A 20,181-nucleotide genomic window follows, 5' to 3' on the forward strand; every position below is an offset into this window, starting at 1 on the left:
GGCTGATACGCTACGCATTCGCCACGCATAACGAGGACATACCGTGTTGAAGATCGAGCCGGACCGCTTGCTGAACGACCTCAAACGACTGCGCAGCTTCGGCGCGACCGGGACCGGCGTCGTGCGCCTGTCGCTTTCGCCGGCCGACATGGACGCGCGCCGCTGGCTCGCGCAGCGCATGAGCGAGGCCGGATTGTCGGCATCGATCGACGGTGTCGGCACCGTGTTCGGGCGCTCGCGCAACGACGGCCCCGCGCTCCTGATCGGCTCGCACACCGATACGCAACCGACCGGCGGCTGGCTCGACGGCGCGCTGGGCGTGATCTACGGCCTGGAAATCGCTCGCGCGCTCGCCGAGTGCGGCGAGACGCGCCATCTCGCGGTGGACGTCGCGTCGTGGATCGACGAAGAGGGCGCGTTCTCGGGCTTTCTCGGCAGCCGCAGTTTCGTCGGCGAATCCGTCGACGCTGCGATTCGCAGCGCGCGCAACCGCGAGGGCGTTCTGCTCGGCGACGCGCTCGAACAGGCCGGGCTCGCCGCCGCGCCGCGCGTGCGCCTCGACAAGACGCGTCACAAGGCATACATGGAGCCGCACATCGAGCAGGGCGGGCGGCTGGAAGCGCACGGCAAGTCGATCGGCGTGGTGACGACGATCGTCGGCATACGCGAGCTCAGGCTGCGCTTCACCGGGCAGCGCAATCATGCGGGCACGACGCCGATGTCGATCCGCCGCGATGCGGGCGCGGCGCTCGTCGCGTTCATCGCGCGCATGAACGAAGCGTTCAGCCAACTCGCCGATGCCGATACCGTGTGGACGGTGGGGCGCATCGAGCTCGATCCGGGCTCGTTCAGCGTGGTGCCCGGTTCGGCCGACATGTGCCTGCAGTTCCGCGATGCCGGCGCGGAGCGCTTGCGCGCGATGGAAGCCGCACTCGCCGCGCTGATCCGCGACTTCAACGCGCAGGAAAAAGTGAGCGTCGCAATGCTCGATGGCGAGCCTCCCGAAGAACCGGTGACGATGGACGCCGCGCTTCAGGCGCATCTGGCGAGCGCCGCCGATGCGCTCGCGCCGGGACAATGGGAGCGCATGCCGAGCGGCGCGTCGCACGATGCGCAGGTCATCGCGCATCATGTGCCGGCGTGCATGCTGTTCGTCCCGAGCATCGGAGGGGTCAGTCATGACTTCATCGAGGATACGGCCGAGGCGCACATCGTGCTGGGCTGCGAAGTGGCGGCGAATGCGGCGGCGCGAATTCTGGAGGCCATGCGGAAGTAGCGTATGCGGCGCGCGGCGCGTGCGGTCTCTCAAAGGCGGTGCGATCATGAACGACAAGCTTGCAATCATCGATTGTCATCAGCATTTCTACGACGCCACGCGCCTGCGCTATCCCGTGTTCGAGGAACGCAGCGCGGGCTTCGAAGCGCTCGTCGGCGATTACGCGGCGATGCCGCGCGTCTATCTTCCCGAGGACTACGCACGCGATACGCAAGGCTTCGACATCGTCGGAACGCTCTGGGCCGAATTCATCTCCAGTGATCCGTCGAGCGAAGTGCGATGGGCGAGCGAAATGCTCGATTCGACCGCGCACGCCGCCGGCATGATCGCGGTGATCGATTTCGCGGCGCCCGATGTGGAGCGCACGCTCGATGCTTACGCGTCGGTGGAACGCATACGCTGCGTGCGTCAGCACATGGCCTGGCATCCGTCGAATCCCTCACTGCGCTTCGCGCCCCGGCCCGATCTCATGACCGGTGCGCAATGGCTTCGAGGCATCGCCTTGCTGCGCGGCCGCCGTCTTGTCTGCGAAATCGAGGTATTCGGCTCCCAGTTGCGCGATCTCACGCACGTCGTGCGAGCGAATCCGGAGATCCAATTCGTGCTGCCAGTGATGGGCTGGCCGCTCGACGTGTCGCGCGAGGGCAGGGCGGCATGGAAAAGCGATCTCGCCGCGCTTGCCGGATGTCCGAACGTCGCGATCAAGATCTTCGGGCTCGAATGCATCTTCGGCATTCACTGGACGCTCGACGAGACGCGGCCATGGATGCTCGATGCGATCGAATGCTTCGGACCCGCCCGCAGCATGTTCGCGAGCCACATGCCGATAGCGAGCCTTGCCTGCGGTTTTCAGCAGCTTTACGATGCGTATCTGCAAACCATTGAAGGGTTCGCGCTCGACGAGAAGCGACAGATGCTGCACGATACGGCCATGACGATCTATCGGCTCGCTTGACCGACCTGAGCGGGCCTGAGCGGGCCTGAGCGGGCCGCGCTCAGTCGATCGCCGCAATGAGCCGCTCTGCTTCGCGCCATTCGCCGAATCCTGAAGCCGGATTCATATGCCCGACTTCGCCGAGATCATGGAGCCGCGCCCCCCAGTCGCGCGCCATGTCGGCCACGCGCTCGAAGCGGGCGAGCGGATCGTTGCGGCTTGCCGCGACCACGCACGGAAACGGCAGACGCTCGCGCGGCGTGGGAAGCCATCCGTGCAGCCGAAGCTCATCGAGCGTCGGGTAGCCCTCGGGCAAGGGCGCGTCGAAATCGGGTGGCGTGACGAGGAGCGCGCCACGTATTTTCCGGCGTTGCCGCAGCGCCCAGTGCGCGGTGATCATCACACCGGCGCTGTGTGCGACCAGCACGACCGGCCCTTCGATTTGCGCGAGTTCCGCATCGAGCGCCGCCACTCGCGCGGCGCGATCCAGCTTGTCGCGTTGCAATGGCGGAACGGTGCGTACGTTCGCATGCGTCTCGGCGAAGTGCGTCTGCCAGTGGTCCTCGACGTGATCGCGAAGACCAGGAACCATGAGAATCGCCGCTTCATGGAATGTTGCATTCATTCGATGGATATCCTCTCGAATCATTGAGCGGCCGCGCGTTGACGCAGCGCGTCCAGGCGGCGCAGATCGCGTGTGTAGCGCGTCCGCCCGAGCGTGAAAGCCAGCATCGCGCCGAGGCTCACGAGCGGAATCGACTGCAACGCGCCGAGCAGGCCGATGCGGTCCGCCAGAAAACCCGTCACGAGCGGGCCCGGCGCCATGCCGAGCAGATTGTTCGCGAGCGTGAGCGTGGCGAATGCCGACGCGTGAATGGCGGGCGGAGTCAAGTTCGCGACCATCGCGCCGGCCGGCCCCGATGTGCCCGCCACGACGAGAATGCCCACGCCGAGGAGCACGAGCTGCATCGGTCCCGCGGGCAGGCGGAAGGCCACCGCGAGCAGGACGAAGGAGAGCGTGCAATACGCGATCGCGGTGAGCCACTTGCGCGCGGGCACGGCTTTGCTTACGCGGTCCGTCACGATGCCGCACGCCACCATGCCGATGCCGCCCAGCAGCACGAACACCGCCGCGCCGGCGCCTGCCTTGTCCGGGGCCAGACCGTAGTAGCGGTTGAGATAGCTCGGCATCCAGGCGAGCACCGCCGCCATGATGAAGAGCTGCAAGCCGCTGCCGATGTATGCGCAGATCACCGACACCGTCGAAAAGAGCCCGGTGAAGAGCGCGCGAAAGCTGACGCGCATGCCTTGTGATTGCAGCTCGCGCCGCTGACTCGTCGCGATGCGCTTTTCCGTCACCATGGCCCAGTACGCGACCACGAGCACGATGCCGAAGAGCGCCATCACGCCGAACGACCAGCGCCAGCCGAAGCGCACCGCCACATAGCCGCCCGCCGCCATGCCGAGCACCGAACCGAACGCGCCGCCCGCCATGAAGGCGCCGGTGAGCGTCGAGCGCAGGTGCGCCGGAAAAATGCTCAGGATGACCGCGATGCCGACGCTGCCATACGCCGCCTCGCCGAGGCCGACGATCGCGCGCGCCGCCAGCATCTCGCCGTAGCGCGTGGCGAGGGCGCAACCGAGTGTCGCGAGGCTCCAGAGCATCGCCATCAGCACGAGGCTTTTGACGCGGCCCCAGCGGTCGGCGAGCACGGAAAGGGGAAGCGTGAGCACGCCCACCATCAGCGCGACCACGCTGCTCAGTGCCCCCAACCGTGTGTCGGAGAGTCCCCATGCGGCCTTGAGCAGCGGGAACACGGCGTTGAGCACCTGGCGCGACATGTAGTCCGAGAGCAGCAGCCCGAAGGTCAGCGCGAACACGACCCACGCGTAACGTCGCGAGACCGCGGGCGTGGCTGAGCCGGCCACCGCGGGTTTGGCGCAATGCAGTTCCAAGATCGTCTCCTCCGTGATCCGGCGGCTAGCGGCCGGATTGTTTCATGGCACGGCGCCGTTCTTATGCGGCGCGCAGCGGCACGTTCAACTGACCCGCGCGCCGGTTCGGGCTCATGCCGAGGTTCCGCAGCGTTTCTTCGACGCTGTCGTACTGCACGCCGATCCTGTAGATCTCGCGCGCTTCCTTGCCACTCGCCACGTCGCGCCCGAGCTCGCGCGCGATGCGCACGCATTGCTCGACTTGCTGCACGGACGTCATGCGCCGGCCGTGCTGATCGATGATCGTGTCCTCGATGCCGCAGCGCGGATGCAGGCCCATCGCCATCGCCATCGTGTTGATCGGCAGCACGTTCTTCATCAGCGATTCGAGCGTGATGCACGAGCCGTCGGGGCAGCGTCGCACGAACTCCATGAAGTTGTACGGATTGGGACCGTCGAAGCCGCCGCCGATGCCGACCCACGTCACATTGAGCGGCCCGCGATAGGCGCCGCGCCTGATGATCCGCTCGAGCGTCTCCAGCGAGTGCATGCCGGTCAACTGGAAGTGCGGCTGAATGCCCGCGTTCTGCAGGCGGCGCAGATGCTCTTCGACCCAGCCGGGACCGGCGGGCACCGTCATCTCGCGGTACGCCTCCCAGTATGCGGGCTCGGCCAGCGACGTCCCAGCGATGTCGTTGCGGTTCATCAGTTCGGTGATGTTCATCTGCACCGTGTTGATCGCGACCGTCACCTGATCGGGACGCGGCGTGAGCTCGGCGAGCATGTGGCGCGTATCGTCGGAGAGCCACTTTGCGGCGGCGCCGTCGTCTTCGGGCGCGAACGAGATCGAGCCGCCCACTTGCAGGATCATGTCGGGCACGGCTTCGCGCAAGCGGCCGAGCAGTTCGTTGAACTTCGAGAGGCGCTTGCTGCCCTTGCCGTCCGGCTCGCGCACATGCAGGTGCAGCACGGTCGCGCCCGCGTTGTAGCAGTCGACGGCTTTCTGCACGTGCTCGTCCATCGTAACGGGGATGTCTTCGGGAAAGTCCGCGGGCATCCATTCCGGCCCATACGGCGCGACGGTGATGACGACCTTGTCCTGATTCTCGGGATGCAGCGAATCGTCGAAGAATTGCATGTTGAACTCCGTTGAGATATTCGAAATGAATGAGCGCGCGTGCCGGGCGAGAACCGGCACTGAAATTCAGAAAGGCATGTCGCCGATGATCCCCGCCCGCTCCATCTTGCGATGACAGGGCGGATAGTCCATCACCGCGTAGTGCTGCGTGCTGCGGTTGTCCCAGATCGCGATGCTGTTCTTCGACCAGCGCCAGCGCACCTGATGTTCAGGGATATAGGCCTGGCTCAGCAGGTACGCGAGCAACTGGCCCGCGCCGGGATTCGCGTCCTGCCCGAAGCGCACGCGCGCGGGCGTGTGATAGTTGGTGAAGTGCGTCGTGAAGGCGTTCACGAACAGGACTTTTTCGCCGGTCTCCGGATGCGTGCGCACGACCGGATGCTCCGCGTCGGGAAAGCGCTCCTTCAGTGCGAGACGCTGATCGATCGGCATCGCCGCGCCGAAGCTCGCCTCGATGCTGTGCCGCGCGCGCAGATCCGCGATCTGCTCCTTCACATGCGCAGGCAGGTTCTCATACGCAAGCACCATGTTTGCCCACATCGTGTCGCCGCCGACGGGCGGGCACTCCACGCACCGCAGCACGCAGCCGAAGGGCGGCACCACGCGCCACGTCGCATCCGTGTGCCACGCGTTTTCGTAGCGGTCGTTCGGCTGCTCGGGCGACTTGTAGATGCGCACGAGTCCCGGATGCCCGGGATCGCTGCCCGCGACCGGATGATCCTCCAGCTCGCCGAAGCGCCGCGCGAACGCCACGTGCTCCGCGCGCGTGATGTCCTGATCGCGCAGAAAGAGCACGCGGTGCGCGAGGAGCGCGGCGCGTATCTCGGCGAAGAGCGCATCGTCGTGAATGGCGTCGGCGAGCCTGACGTCCTTGAGTTCGGCGCCGATCGCGCAGGTGAGCTGTTCTATACGCATGATGCCTCCTCAGACGACGAACACCGACGAGCCCGTGGTCCTGCGCGCTTCGAGATCGCGGTGCGCGTCCTGCGCGTCACGCAGCGCATAGCGCTGATTGATCTCGATGCGGATGCGTCCGCTCGCGACATGATCGAACAGTTCGGCGGCGAGCTGATTCTTCTCGACCGGATCGGCGATGTAGTCGGCGAGCGCCGGGCGCGTCAGGTAGAGCGATCCCTTCTTCGCCAGCAATTGCGGGTCGAAGGGCGGAACCGGCCCCGATGCCGTGCCGACACAGACCATCAAACCACGCCGCGCGAGCGAATCGAGCGATGCGTTGAAGGTCGTCTTGCCCACACTGTCGAAGACGACGTTCACGCCCTTGCCATCGGTCAGCTCGCGCACGCGCGCGGCGACATTCTCACGGCTGTAGTCGATCACGTGCGCCGTGCCGTGCTCGCGCGCGACGCGCGCTTTTTCTTCGCTCGACACCGTGCCGATCACCGTGACGCCCAGAAGCTTCGCCCATTGCGACACGATCAACCCCACGCCTCCTGCGGCAGCGTGGAGAAGCAGCGTGTCGCCTGGTTCGAAGCGGCGCACGCGCGTCATCAGATAGGCGGCGGTGAGGCCGCGCATGGTCATCGCGGCGGCGCGCGCGCAGTCGATCGCATCGGGCAGCCTGATGAGCGGCGCAGCCGCGATGATGCGCTCCGTGCTGTACGCGCCGAGCGTGTTGATGAAACCAGTGTAGGTCACGCGATCGCCTTCCTTCAGATGCGTGACGTTCGCGCCGACTCGCTCGACGACGCCCGACGCCTCCACGCCCATGCCCGAGGGCAGCGGCACCGGATAGAGGCCGGAGCGGAAATAGGTATCGGCGAAGTTGAGTCCGACCGCCTCGTGACGCAGACGGACCTCGAAGGGACCGGGCTCGTCGACGCGAACCTCTTCCCAGCGCAGGACTTCGGGACCGCCGGTTTCGTGAAAGCGGATTGCATGTGCCATTGTGTTCATCTCCAGTTTTTATTGGGCGCTGTCTCGGCCCGCGTGATCTGCGAGCGCGCTCCAGTCGGCATCGCGCAGACAGCGGCGCGATGCCGGCAGCACGACGCCTTCGATGCGTCCCATGCGTTCCCACGCGAAGCGCGCGCACGCATGCAGTCGGTCTTCGATCTCTTCGCCGCGCATGGCGGATTCCGCGATGCGCGCGAGCAGGGCGGCTTCGCGCCCGGCGAGGCGCGCGAGTTCGTCGAACTCGGCATCGAGCGCGGAGGTGCGCTCGCGCAAGGCGAGCGTCAGCGCTTTTTCCTCGCGAGGCGCGACGCAAAGACCTTCGATCGTCCGCTGTGCGAGCCGCTTCGCGCGCAGACCGGCGAGTGCGTCCTCGAAAGCGTCCGAGCGCGCGCGATGCTCGTCGAGCAACGCGCCGACCACTCTGGTGACGCTCGGACGCGCATCGGCGGGACACACGAGCACCGCGACGCCGGCCAGGGGCGGCACGGCGCTGCCTTGAGCGATGCACACGAGGTCGTAGTCGCGCGATGCCTGGTGGCCGATGCCATCGAACGTCGCGCCACCTTGATCCAGAAGCACCGACGCGGGCACGCCCTGAGCGCGCGCCGCGGCTTCCGCACGGGCCAGCAGTGCTTCCGTGCGCCGGTGCGTGAGCGCATCGTGCTCGCCGGTCTCGCCGCAAACGAACGTGATGCGCGCGCCGAGCGATCGCGCAAGCTCGGCCGCATGGCCAATCGCCTCGACGCAGGCGTCGCTGCGCTCGACGGGCACGAGCAGATGTCGGTACATGAGGATCCTTCGGCTTGCGGTTGCACGGTTGAATCTATCGTAGTGCGGGCATTGCACTCGCGCCCCTCTCGCGACGGGAGGGGACTTGACGCATGCGCGCCATCCGACCCATCCTAGGCGGATCACGAATGCATCCCGATGCCCACGAACTTCATCTCATCCGGCGACCCAGCCACCGAGCTCGTATTGAAGACCATGGCGCCGCGCGCCCCGGCCGGCCTGCTCGCACGCGCGCGTCTGAATGCCGAAAGCGCCGAGAGCGTGCCGGGCGCCGGCTGTCAGATCGTCGTCGTGCAGGCAGGCGCGGGATACGGCAAGACTTCGCTGCTGGCCCAATGGCGGCGCGAATTCCTGTCGCGCGGCGCCGCGGTCGCGTGGCTGCTCGCCGACGAACGCGACGACGCCGAACGCTTTCTGCGCGCGCTCGTCCACGCGATCCGCACCGGCTGCGCGCGGCCCGCATTCGGGCGCTTCATATCCGGGAGCGCGGGCGCGCCCGCCGGCGCTTTCGATCTGGCGACGGCATGGCTCGCCGAACTCGCGCAGCTTTCGCTCGATGTCGTACTGATCGTCGACGAAGCGGACAGGCTGCCCGCGTCGGGCGCGCAATTGCTCGACTACGTGATGCACAACGCGCCGCAGAACCTGCGCATCGTCGCGGCCGGGCGGCAGGGTCTCGACAAGCCGGTGGCGGAACTGCTCGCATACGGGCAGGCCGTGCTCGTCGGTCCCGACGCGCTGCGCTTTCGCGTCGACGAGACGATCGCGCTCGTCACGCAGCGCTTCGGCGCGCGCGTGAACGCCGATGCCTGCGCGCGACTTTTCGAGATCACCGATGGCTGGCCGCTCGGCCTGCAACTCGCGCTCACCGCGATGGCGCGCGCGCAGGACCCGCGCGCGGCGCTGGACAATCTCGCGGCGGGTCCGCGCGGCCTGCGCGAGCCGCTCGTCGCGGCATTGCTCACGGAGCTTTCGTCCGACGACGAGCGCTTTCTTACATACATCAGCGCGATGGACGTGCTGCATCCGGACTTGTGCGCCGCCCTGACAGACGACGCGCAGGCGCCGCGGCGCCTGGTGCGCCTCGCACGCGACACGCCCGTGTTCGTCACCGCCGAGGAAAGCGACTGGTGCCGGCTGCATCCGCTCGTGCGCGACGTACTGCAGACCCGCTTTGGCGCGCTCGCGGATGCGGAACGGGCGGAGCTGCATCGCCGCGCGGCGCGCTGGCTCGGCGCGCGCGGGATGCTCGAACAGGCCGCGCGTCACGCGCACGCGGCAGGCGAGCGCGAGCATGCGTACGAGCTGGCCGAACGCTCGCTGCATGACGCCGTGAAGCAAGGGCAGCTCGGCACCGTGCTCGACTGGCTCGAGCGCCTGCCGGAACCCGAGCTGGAAAAGCGCCCGCGTCTGCGCCTCGCCGTCGCGTGGGCGCTCGCGCTCGGCGAACGTCACCGCGAGGCGCAGCGCCAGGTCGAGCGCGTCCTCGCGTCGCCCGGCGCCGATGACGCACTGCGCTACGAATGCGCGCTGATCCTGAGCGCGGCCGCATGGTATTCCGACGATCCCGACCGTTTCCTCGCGCTCTTCGAGCCGTGGGCGCAGCAGCCGCCCGCAAAGGATTCATGGCTTGCTCAGGCGCATGCGAACCGCCTCGCCGCCCGCGCGATGCTGCTGGGCGAGCCTGCGCAAGCGCGGCGGCTGCAACAGGCCGTGACGCGCGCGCAGATCGGCAAGGGGCTCGGCTACGTCGTGCGCTGGGGTGACCACATGGTCGGCCTCACGTGGATGCGGGAAGGTCAGGTGAAACTCGCCGAAAGCGTCCTCCTGCCCGCGCTCGCGAGCGCCGAAGACGATCTCGGCCGGCGTCATCCGCTGACCTGCATGTTCGCCGCGACATGTGCGTCCATCGCGTACGAGGACGATCGCATCGACGAGGCGGGCGCGCTGCTCGCCAACCGTCTCGACGTGCTGGAGCGCGCGGCGATGCCCGAGGCGGTCGTGCTCGCGTATCGTACGGCGGCGCGCATCGCGGCCTTGCGCGGCGACGAGCATCGCGCGCTCGATCTGCTCGAAATGCTGCATGCGATGGGCGTCGCGCGCGGACTGCCGCGTCTTTGCGTGACGAGCCTCGTCGAACAGGTCAGCGTGCACGCGGGCCGCTACCGCGCGCAAACCTGCGACGCGCTCGTCGAACGCATCGATGCGCTCGTCGATGAGCACATCGGCGCGCGTGGCCCGATCTGGCGTCAGTCGGTGCAGATGCTGCAGGCGATGGCGCACGGCAGCGCCGCGCTCGCGCGGCAGGACTGGCGCGCCGCGATCGAACCGTTCGCGCGCGCGGAAGAGATCGCCGCGACGATGAAGCTCGGCCGGCAGCGCATCGAACTGATGGCCTTGCGCGCCTTGGCGCTCGAACGCGCGAGTGCAGAGGGCCGCGCGCCGTTCCTCGAAGCGCTGAACCTCGCGCGCACGTATCACCTGGGACGCGTGCTGGTCGACGCGCATCCTGCGCTTGCCGACTGGGCGCGGAGCGTGAGCGAGGAAGGCGAGATGAAGCCCGGCGAGCGGCCGATCGTGCCGCCGCATGTCGTGCGCGTGCCGCCGCGCTCGGGCGAGGGCGGCCCGCGTGCGCTGCCCAGCGTGATCCTCACGCCGAAGGAGCGCGAGATTCTCGAACTGCTCGCACGCAACCTGACCAACAAGGAAATCGCGCTCGCGGCGGCGGTGGGCGAGGGCACGGTCAAGTGGCATCTGAAGAATCTCTTCGGCAAGCTCGATGCGAGCTCGCGCAAGCACGCGGTGCGGCGCGCCATCGCGCTCGGCCTACTCGAAGGCGTGCACTAGCGCCTTTTCAGCGCGTTTCAACAGGGTTTTCCCGCCTCTCTCGCAATCCCTACCCCTCTCTCCACGAGAGGGGTTCGGCGCACCCCCGATGCGTATTCTTGCCTCCAGACGTCGCAGCACCTTCGACGACACGCGACGCACTCAAAACAGCATCAGGAGACTCGATGAAGCTCAGATTCGCCACTGCGGCAGGGCTCGCGCTGGCCGCCTGCGGCGCGCATGCGCAATCGTCCGTGACGCTCTACGGCGTGCTCGATGCCGGCCTGCTGTATCAGAGCACGTCGGCAGCAAGCTTCGCGCACAACGCGCCCGACACGGGGAAGGTGTATCGCTTCAAGGACGGCGGCATCTATTCGAGCGTCTGGGGCCTGAAGGCCAGCGAGGATCTCGGCGGCGGCTACTTCGTGAACGTGAAACTGCAGGGCTCGTTCGATTCGGGCACGGGCAAGACGGGATTGAGCGATACGCCCGGCGTCGCGGCGAGCTTCAATCAATACGCGACGGTCGGCATGTCCGGTCCGTTCGGCACCTTCAACGCGGGCCGCCAGATCGTGCCGATGATCTGGGCGATGTACGACACCGATGTGCGCCGCGCGCAATACTTCGGTAGCGTCCTTACGGCATGGCTCGGCCTGAACACCGCTGCCGGCTGGCCCGGCACGAGCACCAATGGTTCGATCGGCGCGCTATACGACAGCAACGCGCTCGTCTATCAGTCGCCGGTCCTCGCGGGCTTTTCGCTGTCGCTCGAATACGCGCCCGGCGGCACGGCCGGCCAGTTTCAGGGCGGCACGCGCGAGTCGGCGGTGCTCAAGTACTCGAACTTCGGGCTCACGCTGTCGGCTGTCTACTACAACGGCCACGACACGAATCCCGCACCCGGTTCCGTGCCGACGGGGCTCAACAACAACCGCTTCATGTACTTCGGCGGCCTCTATACGACGCATGGCTTTTCGTTCTCGCTTTCGTATGCGAACGGCAAGAACCCGGTGGACTCGAGCCACGCGAACTTCGATCTTTACTCGGGCGGCGTCGGATATCGCTTCGCGCCCGACCTCAACGTGACGACGGGCGTGTACTACATCAAGGACAAGAACGACTCGTCCAATCATTCGCTCGAGTTCGCGATCGGCGCCGAGTACAACCTGTCCAAGCGCACGCTCGCGTATGCGGAAGTCGGTCACGTGAACAACCGCGGCACGATGAACCAGATGATCGTGTATGGCCAGCCGACCGCGCCCGGAAAATCGACGACCGCGGCCATGCTCGGCCTGCGCCACAACTTCTGAAATCTGGAGAAACGGATGCAAGACCCGCATTTCGATCCGCACGCCGCGACATCGGCGTATGCATACCCATTGCTCATCAAGCAACTGCTGCACACGCCGCTCGCGCAGGCACCGGATCAGGAGATCGTCTATCGCGGCGAGCTGCGTCATTCGTATCGGATGCTCGCCGAGCGTGTCGCGCGGCTCGCAAACGGGCTGGGCGGACTCGGCGCGAAGCACGGCACCACGGTCGCGATGATGGACTGGGACAGCCATCGCTACCTCGAATGCTACTTCGCCGTGCCGATGATGGGCGCGGTGCTGCAATCGGTGAACGTGCGACTTTCCCAGGACGAGATTCTCTACACGCTCAATCATGCTGGCGCGGAGATCCTCATCGTGCATGCGGACTTTCTGCCCGTCGTCGATGCGATCAGGGAGCGGCTCGAGACCGTCCGCACCTTCATCTGGATCGACGAGCGAGACCGCGTGATCCCCGAGCACGGCATCGCGTTCGCGCACGAATATGAAGCGATGCTCGCGGCGGCCGCCCCCGTGCGGGAGTTCCCCGACTTCGACGAGCACACGCGCGCCACGACGTTCTACACGACCGGCACGACAGGCCGGCCGAAGGGCGTGTACTTCTCGCATCGCCAGCTCGTGCTGCATACGATCGCGGGCATGGCGGCGCTGGCGAGTCCGGCGAGCGGTCAGCGCTTTCATCGCGGCGATGTCTATATGCCGCTCACGCCGATGTTCCATGTGCACGCGTGGGGCATGCCGTACATCGCGACGATGCTCGGCGTGAAGCAGGTCTATCCGGGTCGATACGTTCCGCGGAACATCGTGCGTCTGATCGAGGAAGAAGGCGTGACCTTCTCGCACTGCGTCGGCACAATTCTGCACATGCTGCTGACTTGCCCCGATGCCGAAGCCGTCGATCTGCGGCGCTGGAAGGTCGTGATCGGCGGCGGCGCGCTGACAGAAGGGCTCGCGCGCAGTGCGCTTCGGCGCGGCATCGATGTGTTCTCGGGCTATGGCATGTCGGAAAGCGGCCCGCTGCTGAGCTTGGCGCAACTGCCGCCCGACGCCCACGCGCTCGATCCCGACGAGCAGGTGCGCCTGCGCTGCATGACCGGGCGTGCGGTTCCGCTCGTCGATCTTCGCGTCGTGCACGATGGAATGCGCGAAGCGCCGCGCGATGGCCGCACGTGCGGCGAGATCGTCGTGCGCGCGCCGTGGCTCACGCAGGGCTATCTGAAGAATCGGGATGCGTCCGCGGCATTGTGGGAGGACGGAGCGCTGCATACTCAGGACATCGGACATGTCGATACATCGGGCTATCTGTGCATCACCGACCGCGCGAAGGACGTAATCAAGTCGGGCGGCGAGTGGGTGTCGTCGCTGGAAATCGAGAGCTTCATTTCGCAGCTTCCGGGCGTGGCCGAGGTCGCGGTGATCGGCGTATCGGACCAGAAATGGGGCGAGCGGCCACTCGCGCTCGTCGTAAAAGAGGCCGAATGCGCGACGCCCGTCACGGAGGAAGTGATCGTGCGGTATCTGCGCGGCGTCGCGGAAACAGGGCGTATCTCGCGGTATGCCGTGCCGCGTGACGTGCGCTTCGTCGACGCAATCAGCAAGACGAGTGTCGGCAAGATCGACAAGAAGCTGCTCAGGACACGCTTCGCCGATCCTCGCGCCGACGGCGTCTGATTCGGTCGCGCTCGTGCGTGGCGCGGCTCCTCTGCGAAGCGGCGAGGGACATCACGCGGCGCACGCGTGCTTTTCGGCCGCGACGATCGTGGCCGGCGCCGAATCGTCGATGCAGCAACCGAAGCACTGCCGGACATTGTGCCGGATATCGAAACGACAACGGCCGAAAGCGACGTACGCTTCGTGAAAGCGCGCGGTGTGGTCGTGCTCGAATCGTGCTGAACGTGCATTCCGATGCTGGACTGTGCGCCTCAAAGCGCCTTTAATGTTCGTGTACTGCTCGTTGCTTTGTCCATCCATACAGGAGGCGGCATGGATGCAGTCCGAACCTTCCTCGAAAATCAGCCGCTGTTCGCGCTCTTTCTGACTATCGCGCTGGGCTACCTGATCGGCGAAATCAACATCAAGGGCGTGGCGCTGGGCTCCGGCGCCGTGCTGTTCGTCGGACTGGCGATCGGCGCGTTCGCGCCAAAGTCCTCGCCGCCGGCCTTGCTGGGCACGCTCGGCCTGCTGCTGTTTCTGTATGGCATCGGGATTCAATACGGCGCACAGTTCTTCCGGGGGCTCACCAGCCGCGAGGGCATGAGGGCGAACCTGGCCGCGTGTCTTGGCGTGATCATCGCGGGTATCGTGGCGTGCGGCTTCATTCGCTTCGGCATCAGGCTCGCCGACGCGCTCGGCATGTTTGCCGGCAGCGGCACCAGCACGGCGAGCCTGCAGGTCGCCATCGTGTCGATGAAGAACAACGATGCCGCCGTGGCCTATAGCGTTGCGTATCCGTTCGGCGTCGCGGGACCGATTCTGTTTCTCTACGCACTGAACGTCGCACTGAAGGTAAAGATCCAGAAACCGCCGGCAAAGATACTCGAAACCGCGGAGATCGCGCTGCGCAATGCGAATCTCTTCGGTCTCAGTCTGTCGGAGCTCAGGAGCCGCCTGCCTTCCGGCGTCGCGATTGCGGCGGTGCGGCGCGCGCATCACAATCAGTTGGCCATCGACGAGTTCACGCTGCGTTCCGACGACGTGCTGCTCGCCACCGCCACCGATCGACGCCTGCTCGACGAAGCCACGGCCGTCTGCGGCGAGTTGCAGCCGGGCCGCATGGCGAGCCATCGCGAAGACCTGGACTACATGCGCGTGTTCGCATCCAATCCGTCGGTCGTCGGCATGGCGATCGGCGACATCCGCTTTCCTGACGGCGTGAACTGCGCGATCGCACACGTGCGCCGCGGCGACGCCGATCTGCTTTCGACGCCCGATCTCATTCTCGAAGCGGGCGACCGCGTCGGCCTGCTCGTCAATCGCGCGCATCAGGCGACGATCCGCGCGTTCTTCGGCGATTCGATCAAGGGAACGGCCGATCTCAGTTTCATCTGCCTCGGCATCGGCGCGGCGGCGGGCCTGCTGGTCGGCGCGATTCCGCTGCCCGTGCCCGGTCTCGGCACGTTCAGCCTGGGGCTCGCCGCGCTGCTGCTGGTCGCGCTCTGCCTTGGCAAGGCGCGCCGCAACGGTCCATTCGTGTGGGTGATGCCGTTGTCGGCGAATCTCGTCCTGCGCAATCTCGGGCTCACGATCTTCCTTGCGCAAGTGGGCATTTCATGCGGACCGAAGTTCGTCGCGACCGTGGGCACGGCCGGGCCGTTGCTGCTGCTCTACGGCGCGATCACGCTGCTGGTTCTCGTGGGCGTCACCGCCGTATGCTGCCTGTGGCTCTTCAAGCTGCCCTTCGATACATCGGTGGGCGTGATCTGCGGTGCGACCGGCAATCCGGCGATTCTCGCGTTCGCCAATCGAATTGCGCCGACGGATCAGCCCGACATCATGTACGCGATGATTTTTCCGTCGATGACCATCGTCAAGGTGCTTTTCGTGCAGATCGCCATATCGATCGCAGCCGGCTAGGCGCCGCCGCACCGCGCCCGGTCGAAAGTCGAGTTCCGGATCGAGGAGGAGCGCAACATGGAAGTGGCGATATTCAGCTCGACGCCTTACGAGCGCCAGTATCTCGACGAGGCGAACAGGAGCGCGCATCACAAGCTCAGGTATTTCGACGTGCCGCTGGATATGGACACGGTCGGTCTCGCCGCGAACTACGGCGCCGTCTGCATCTTCGTCAATGACAACGCGAACGCCGACGTGCTGGAAGCGCTGCACAAAGGCGGCACTGGCGTGCTCGCGCTGCGTTGCACGGGCTTCAACAACGTGGATCTGAAGGCCGCTGGGGAGCTCGGCATGAAGGTGGTGCGCGTCGTCACGTATTCGCCGAACTCGGTGGCGGAACATGCGGTCGCGCTCCTGCTCGCGATCAATCGCAAGGTGCATCGCGCCTACAACCGCACGCGCGACTCGAATTTCTCGCTCGACGGCCTGACGGGCTTCGATCTGTGCGGCAAGACGGTCGCGGTGGTCGGCACCGGCAAGATCGGCTGCGTGTTCGCGAAGATCATGCTCGGCTTCGGCTGCAGGGTGATCGGCTACGATCCCTATCCGTCAGCGGAATTCGAGGCGCTTGGCGGGCGCTACGCGACGCCGGGCGAGATCGGCGAGAAAGCCGACATCATTTCGCTGCATTGCCCGTTGACGCCGGCGACGCACCACATCATCAATTCGGAGACGCTCAAGCGCGCGAAGCCCGGCGCGCTGCTCATCAACACGAGCCGCGGCGCGCTGGTCGATACCGAGGCCGTCATCGAAGCCCTGAAGAGCGGTCAACTGGGCGGCCTTGGGATCGATGTCTATGAACAGGAGGCAAATATCTTTTTCCGGGATCTGTCCAGTGAAATCATCACGGACGATGTCATTCAGCGTCTCGTCTCGTTTCCCAACGTGATCGTGACGGGGCATCAGGCGTATCTGACGCGCGAAGCGTTGACGACCATCTGCGAGACCACGCTGAACAGCATCACGGCCTTCGAGAAGAATCAGCCTCTGGAGAACGAGGTGAAGGCCGCGTAGGGGCGCTCACATGCTTGCGGAAACGTCGCCGGAGGAGCCCGATTGCACGCGAGAGCCGGTGCTCGATACCGTCGATCGCGTGTCGGAGCTCTGCTTCGGCTTGTTCATGGCGTTGACGTTCGTCGGTACGGTATCGGCCGCGACGAGTGGGGAAGATGCGGGACGCAAGATGCTCTACACGGCGCTCGGCTGCAATCTCGCCTGGGGTCTCGCCGATGCGGTCATGTACCTCGTGCGCACCATCGCGAACCGCTCGCGCAGGCATGCGCTCGCGCTCGCCATCCAGCGCGAGCGCGATCATGCGGCGGGCGTGCGCGCGCTGCGCAGGAGATTGCCTGGCTCGCTCGACGCGTTCGTCTCGGACGCCGATCTCGAAGCGATACGCCAGCGCATCGCCGCAAGCGAAAGTCTTCCGAAGCGCGCGCGCTTCATGCGCGATGACTTTCTCGCGGCGATGGGGATCTTCGTCATCATCGTGCTTTCCACTTTTCCGGTTGCCGTGCCGTTCGTCATTTTCCGGCACGTTCCGACGGCGCTGCTGGTTTCGCGCGTACTCACGCTCGCGATGTTGTTCTTTTGCGGCTTTGCCCTTGGCCGCCATGCGGGTTGGAGAGGCTGGAAAGCGGGGCTTTCGATGATGACCCTGGGCGTCCTTCTGACAATGGCAATCATCGCCTTAGGTGGCTAATACATACCGGCGGCGCACTCGACATATCGGATCGGCGCCGTTGCAAGCTTCTTGAAATCGCTGAAGGGTTCGCATATCTTCCAGTATCCACGCTTAACGCGCGGCTCCGCTTCCAACGCGCATCCAGCCACAAATCGGCAATACGAGAATACGAAGACGCTGCTTTTGTCACGAGGTTACACCCGCGGCTTCGATGCTTTGAACGGGTGTTTTCGCGACACTTGAAGGTTGACACGCGCGACACGGCCAACGTCGTTGGCGCGGGACGATGCGTAACTTTATCGGCGCGCTTTCCGTGGCGATAGCGGCGGCGCTCTATTGGCCCGCGGACGAATCGAAAGGCGAGGAGCCGAGTCCCTTCGGTCCGCTGATCGCGGCGAGCGCGAACCATTTCAAGGATCGAAACCCTGGCGACGCTTATCACGGTTATTACTTCAGCATCCTCACGGAGCAGGGAAGGCACGCGCCAGACGTGACGACCTTCATTGCGAACAACAAGGCGTCGTGTATCAAAAGAATCGCGGTGCGTCCGCACCGCAGCTGACGGAGTTCGATCACGACGCGTCCTGGACCCGTGTGCGCCGTGATGAGCGAGCGGGCGCAGATCTCGTGGAAATCGCCGAAGCCTTGAACTCTTGAACCGGGAAAACTCATGCAAGGAGTCGCCATGAATGTGAAGAGATTGCACGCGGGCTGCGCCATCGTGATTGCGGTGATGGCGCTCGATGCGATCGCGCAGAGCAAGCCGATCGCGTATCCGTCCAAAGGACAAAGTGCGCAGCAGCAGCAGAAGGACGATGGCGCGTGCTATAGCTGGGCGAAGAGCAATACGGGCATCGACCCCGCCACGGCGTCGGCCGCGCCGCCTCCGCAAGGCGGACCGGCAGTCGGCGGTGGCGAGCGCGTGGGTGGTGCTGCGCGTGGCGCGGCGGGCGGCGCGGTGATCGGCGCGATCGCCGGCGATGCGGGCAAGGGCGCGGCGATCGGCGCGACCGCCGGCACGATGGCGGGCGGCATGCGCGCGCGGCAGAACAAGCGGGCGCAGGAAGCCAATGCGCAGGCGCAGAGCCAGGGCGCGATGTCCACATACTACCGTGCGTGGGCGGCGTGCATGCAGGGGCGCGGCTACTCGATCCAGTAGCGTCCGGGCCGCGTACGGCCCTTTTCGAAACGCGCACGACGATGAACCGTGTGAGCCTCGCCGTCCTGTCTTGTCTTGCGATTTCGGCGAGCGCGCTGTCCGCCGTGCGCGAAACCGACGTGGGCGCCATACGGAAGCATTTGCGATCTCCGTGGAACCCGCCATGACGAACTAGCTGCGGCGCGGTTCCGCGCAGCGTGGAGGAGACCAATGAAAATGCGCCTGAGATTCGCGTTGACGAGCGGCGCGTGTGGCCTTGCGCTCGCGCTCGCCGGGTGCGTGCAGCCGGAGCAGCGCGTCGATACCGGCATGAGTCAGCAGGCGATCGTCGCGAAGCTCGGACCGCCGAAGGAGACCTATGACCTGCCCAATGGCGGCAAGCGTCTCATGTGGCCGACGCAACCGATGGGATCGACGACCATCGCGGTCGATCTCGATGCATCGGGCAAGGTCGTCGACTCGCGGCAGGTGCTGCAGGAAAACGAGTTCTATCGCGCCGAAGTGAACAAATGGACGCGAAATGACGTGATGGTCGCGTTCGGCCGTCCGTTCGAGACGGCGTATTTCAAGCGGATGAATCGCGAAGTGTGGTCGTATCGATACACGGAGAACAACATCGACCATCTGATATTCAACTTCTATTTCGACGCCCAGGGGGTTCTCAGGCAAACGCAGAAGCAGCCGGATCCGAAATTCGATCCCAGCCAGCGCAACAGGTTTTGATGGGAGACGCGATGAGCGACTCGCGAGCTAGAAGCTGACGGCCAAGCCGAACGACACCCCATGCACGTTGTGGCCGAACACGTAGCGCACCATCGCGCGGGTGCGCGTGATGATGACCGGATACTTGCTGCTGTCGGGTTCGAGCCCCACGCCGAGGGATGTCAGGTCGTTGAACCCGAGCGCGCCGGCGCTGTCGCCGAAGTAATGCGAGTAGGCTCGTTTCGAGCACGTAGCGCACCAGCCTGTCGAGCGCGGAGAGACCCGTGGGCGCACGCCGGCGCGCCCACAGGCTGAACTGCTGCGCGGACGCCGAGCCTTGCACGGCGTCCGACGATCCGCCGAAGCTGCGCAGATAGATGTCCGTTGCGCGAAGTTCGACGTCGATTTCATAGTGTTCGCGATAGTGCTCCAGATCGAGCATCAGCGAGCCGCCGATGCAAACGCATTGAGCGCGCCGTCTTCGAGGAATTGCAGATTGGCGTCCGCCGCGTGATTGAACACCGATTGCGCGATGCGCAGATCGGTCGCGACGCGGCCGATCATGCCGTTGATGATCGGCCTGAAGCGCAGCTCGTCGGTGATCGGAAAGTCCCAGCCGACTCCGATCGTCGTACTGAAGGTGTTCCATTTCGTCGGCACCGGGCGTTCCTGATTGCCGTCGGTCGCGATGAAGGTGGGGTCGTAGCGGCTATACGCGAGCGTGCCTTCGAGATAGAGCGGAAACGACTTGCTGATGGTGAAGCCGCCGCCGAGCTGCGTCTGGCCGAAGCCGGGATTGCCGGTCGCGCCGCTGTTGACTCGTCGCGTGCCAAGCTCGACGCGCCGACTGGCTCCCACGCCGGTCCAGGATTTCCTAAACT

17 protein-coding genes and 1 pseudogene are annotated in these 20,181 nt (G+C 65.7%); 11 read left to right on the forward strand and 7 right to left on the reverse strand.

Going from position 1 to position 20,181, the window contains the following annotated elements:
* The first annotated feature begins 43 nt into the window (after positions 1-43).
* Positions 44-1,276, forward strand: coding sequence for a Zn-dependent hydrolase (locus tag AWB83_RS14800; RefSeq protein ID WP_087046310.1), 1,233 nt, complete (start codon positions 44-46; stop codon positions 1,274-1,276).
* 46 nt (positions 1,277-1,322) lie between these two features.
* Positions 1,323-2,231 (forward strand): amidohydrolase family protein, encoded by a 909-nt coding sequence (locus AWB83_RS14805; protein ID WP_087046311.1) that lies wholly within the window; start codon positions 1,323-1,325, stop codon positions 2,229-2,231.
* 40 nt (positions 2,232-2,271) lie between these two features.
* Here the strand turns inward: AWB83_RS14805 and AWB83_RS14810 are convergent, their stop codons facing one another.
* The 6 genes from AWB83_RS14810 to AWB83_RS14835 form a co-directional block, all read right to left on the reverse strand.
* Positions 2,272-2,835, reverse strand: a complete 564-nt coding sequence (locus AWB83_RS14810) for an RBBP9/YdeN family alpha/beta hydrolase (RefSeq protein WP_087046312.1) — start codon at positions 2,833-2,835, stop codon at positions 2,272-2,274.
* 20 nt (positions 2,836-2,855) lie between these two features.
* Positions 2,856-4,166, reverse strand: coding sequence for an MFS transporter (locus AWB83_RS14815; protein ID WP_087046313.1), 1,311 nt, complete (start codon positions 4,164-4,166; stop codon positions 2,856-2,858).
* Between the two features lie 61 nt (positions 4,167-4,227).
* Positions 4,228-5,283 (reverse strand): beta-keto acid cleavage family enzyme, encoded by a 1,056-nt coding sequence (locus tag AWB83_RS14820; protein ID WP_087046314.1) that lies wholly within the window; start codon positions 5,281-5,283, stop codon positions 4,228-4,230.
* A 66-nt stretch (positions 5,284-5,349) separates the two neighbouring features.
* Positions 5,350-6,198, reverse strand: a complete 849-nt coding sequence (locus tag AWB83_RS14825; RefSeq protein ID WP_087046315.1) for a TauD/TfdA dioxygenase family protein — start codon at positions 6,196-6,198, stop codon at positions 5,350-5,352.
* A 9-nt stretch (positions 6,199-6,207) separates the two neighbouring features.
* Positions 6,208-7,188, reverse strand: a complete 981-nt coding sequence (locus AWB83_RS14830; protein WP_087046364.1) for a quinone oxidoreductase family protein — start codon at positions 7,186-7,188, stop codon at positions 6,208-6,210.
* Between the two features lie 18 nt (positions 7,189-7,206).
* Positions 7,207-7,986, reverse strand: a complete 780-nt coding sequence (locus AWB83_RS14835) for a universal stress protein (protein ID WP_087046316.1) — start codon at positions 7,984-7,986, stop codon at positions 7,207-7,209.
* Between the two features lie 138 nt (positions 7,987-8,124).
* Here AWB83_RS14835 and AWB83_RS14840 point away from each other — a divergent pair, with 138 nt between their 5' ends.
* The 9 genes from AWB83_RS14840 (at position 8,125) to AWB83_RS14880 (ending at position 19,321) form a co-directional block, all read left to right on the forward strand.
* Positions 8,125-10,833: a winged helix-turn-helix domain-containing protein gene (locus AWB83_RS14840; RefSeq protein ID WP_087046317.1), complete on the forward strand. Its 2,709-nt coding sequence runs from the start codon at positions 8,125-8,127 to the stop codon at positions 10,831-10,833.
* Positions 10,834-10,997: 164 nt separating this feature from the next.
* Positions 10,998-12,122 (forward strand): porin, encoded by a 1,125-nt coding sequence (locus tag AWB83_RS14845; RefSeq protein WP_087046318.1) that lies wholly within the window; start codon positions 10,998-11,000, stop codon positions 12,120-12,122.
* 15 nt (positions 12,123-12,137) lie between these two features.
* A complete protein-coding gene (locus AWB83_RS14850; RefSeq protein ID WP_087046319.1) occupies positions 12,138-13,814 on the forward strand; it encodes a fatty acid--CoA ligase in 1,677 nt (558 codons plus the stop codon).
* Between the two features lie 312 nt (positions 13,815-14,126).
* Complete coding sequence (locus tag AWB83_RS14855; RefSeq protein WP_087046320.1) at positions 14,127-15,716, forward strand: aspartate:alanine exchanger family transporter; 1,590 nt, start codon at positions 14,127-14,129, stop codon at positions 15,714-15,716.
* Between the two features lie 57 nt (positions 15,717-15,773).
* Positions 15,774-16,769 (forward strand): 2-hydroxyacid dehydrogenase, encoded by a 996-nt coding sequence (locus AWB83_RS14860; RefSeq protein ID WP_087046321.1) that lies wholly within the window; start codon positions 15,774-15,776, stop codon positions 16,767-16,769.
* Positions 16,770-16,779: 10 nt separating this feature from the next.
* Positions 16,780-17,457 carry a VIT1/CCC1 transporter family protein gene (locus AWB83_RS14865; protein ID WP_087046322.1) on the forward strand — a complete coding sequence of 226 codons (678 nt, stop codon included), beginning with the start codon at positions 16,780-16,782 and terminating at the stop codon, positions 17,455-17,457.
* A gap of 268 nt (positions 17,458-17,725) precedes the next feature.
* Positions 17,726-18,001 (forward strand): DUF2950 family protein, encoded by a 276-nt coding sequence (locus AWB83_RS14870; protein ID WP_087046323.1) that lies wholly within the window; start codon positions 17,726-17,728, stop codon positions 17,999-18,001.
* A 123-nt stretch (positions 18,002-18,124) separates the two neighbouring features.
* Complete coding sequence (locus AWB83_RS14875) at positions 18,125-18,598, forward strand: glycine zipper family protein (protein WP_096059373.1); 474 nt, start codon at positions 18,125-18,127, stop codon at positions 18,596-18,598.
* Positions 18,599-18,808: 210 nt separating this feature from the next.
* Complete coding sequence (locus tag AWB83_RS14880; RefSeq protein WP_087046324.1) at positions 18,809-19,321, forward strand: hypothetical protein; 513 nt, start codon at positions 18,809-18,811, stop codon at positions 19,319-19,321.
* Between the two features lie 27 nt (positions 19,322-19,348).
* Here AWB83_RS14880 and AWB83_RS14885 read toward each other — a convergent pair.
* Positions 19,349-20,119, reverse strand: a pseudogene (locus AWB83_RS14885) (hypothetical protein); the annotation flags it as partial.
* Positions 20,120-20,181 lie beyond the last annotated feature (62 nt).

It is taken from the genome of Caballeronia ptereochthonis (assembly GCF_001545075.1).
Lineage (GTDB): Bacteria > Pseudomonadota > Gammaproteobacteria > Burkholderiales > Burkholderiaceae > Caballeronia > Caballeronia ptereochthonis.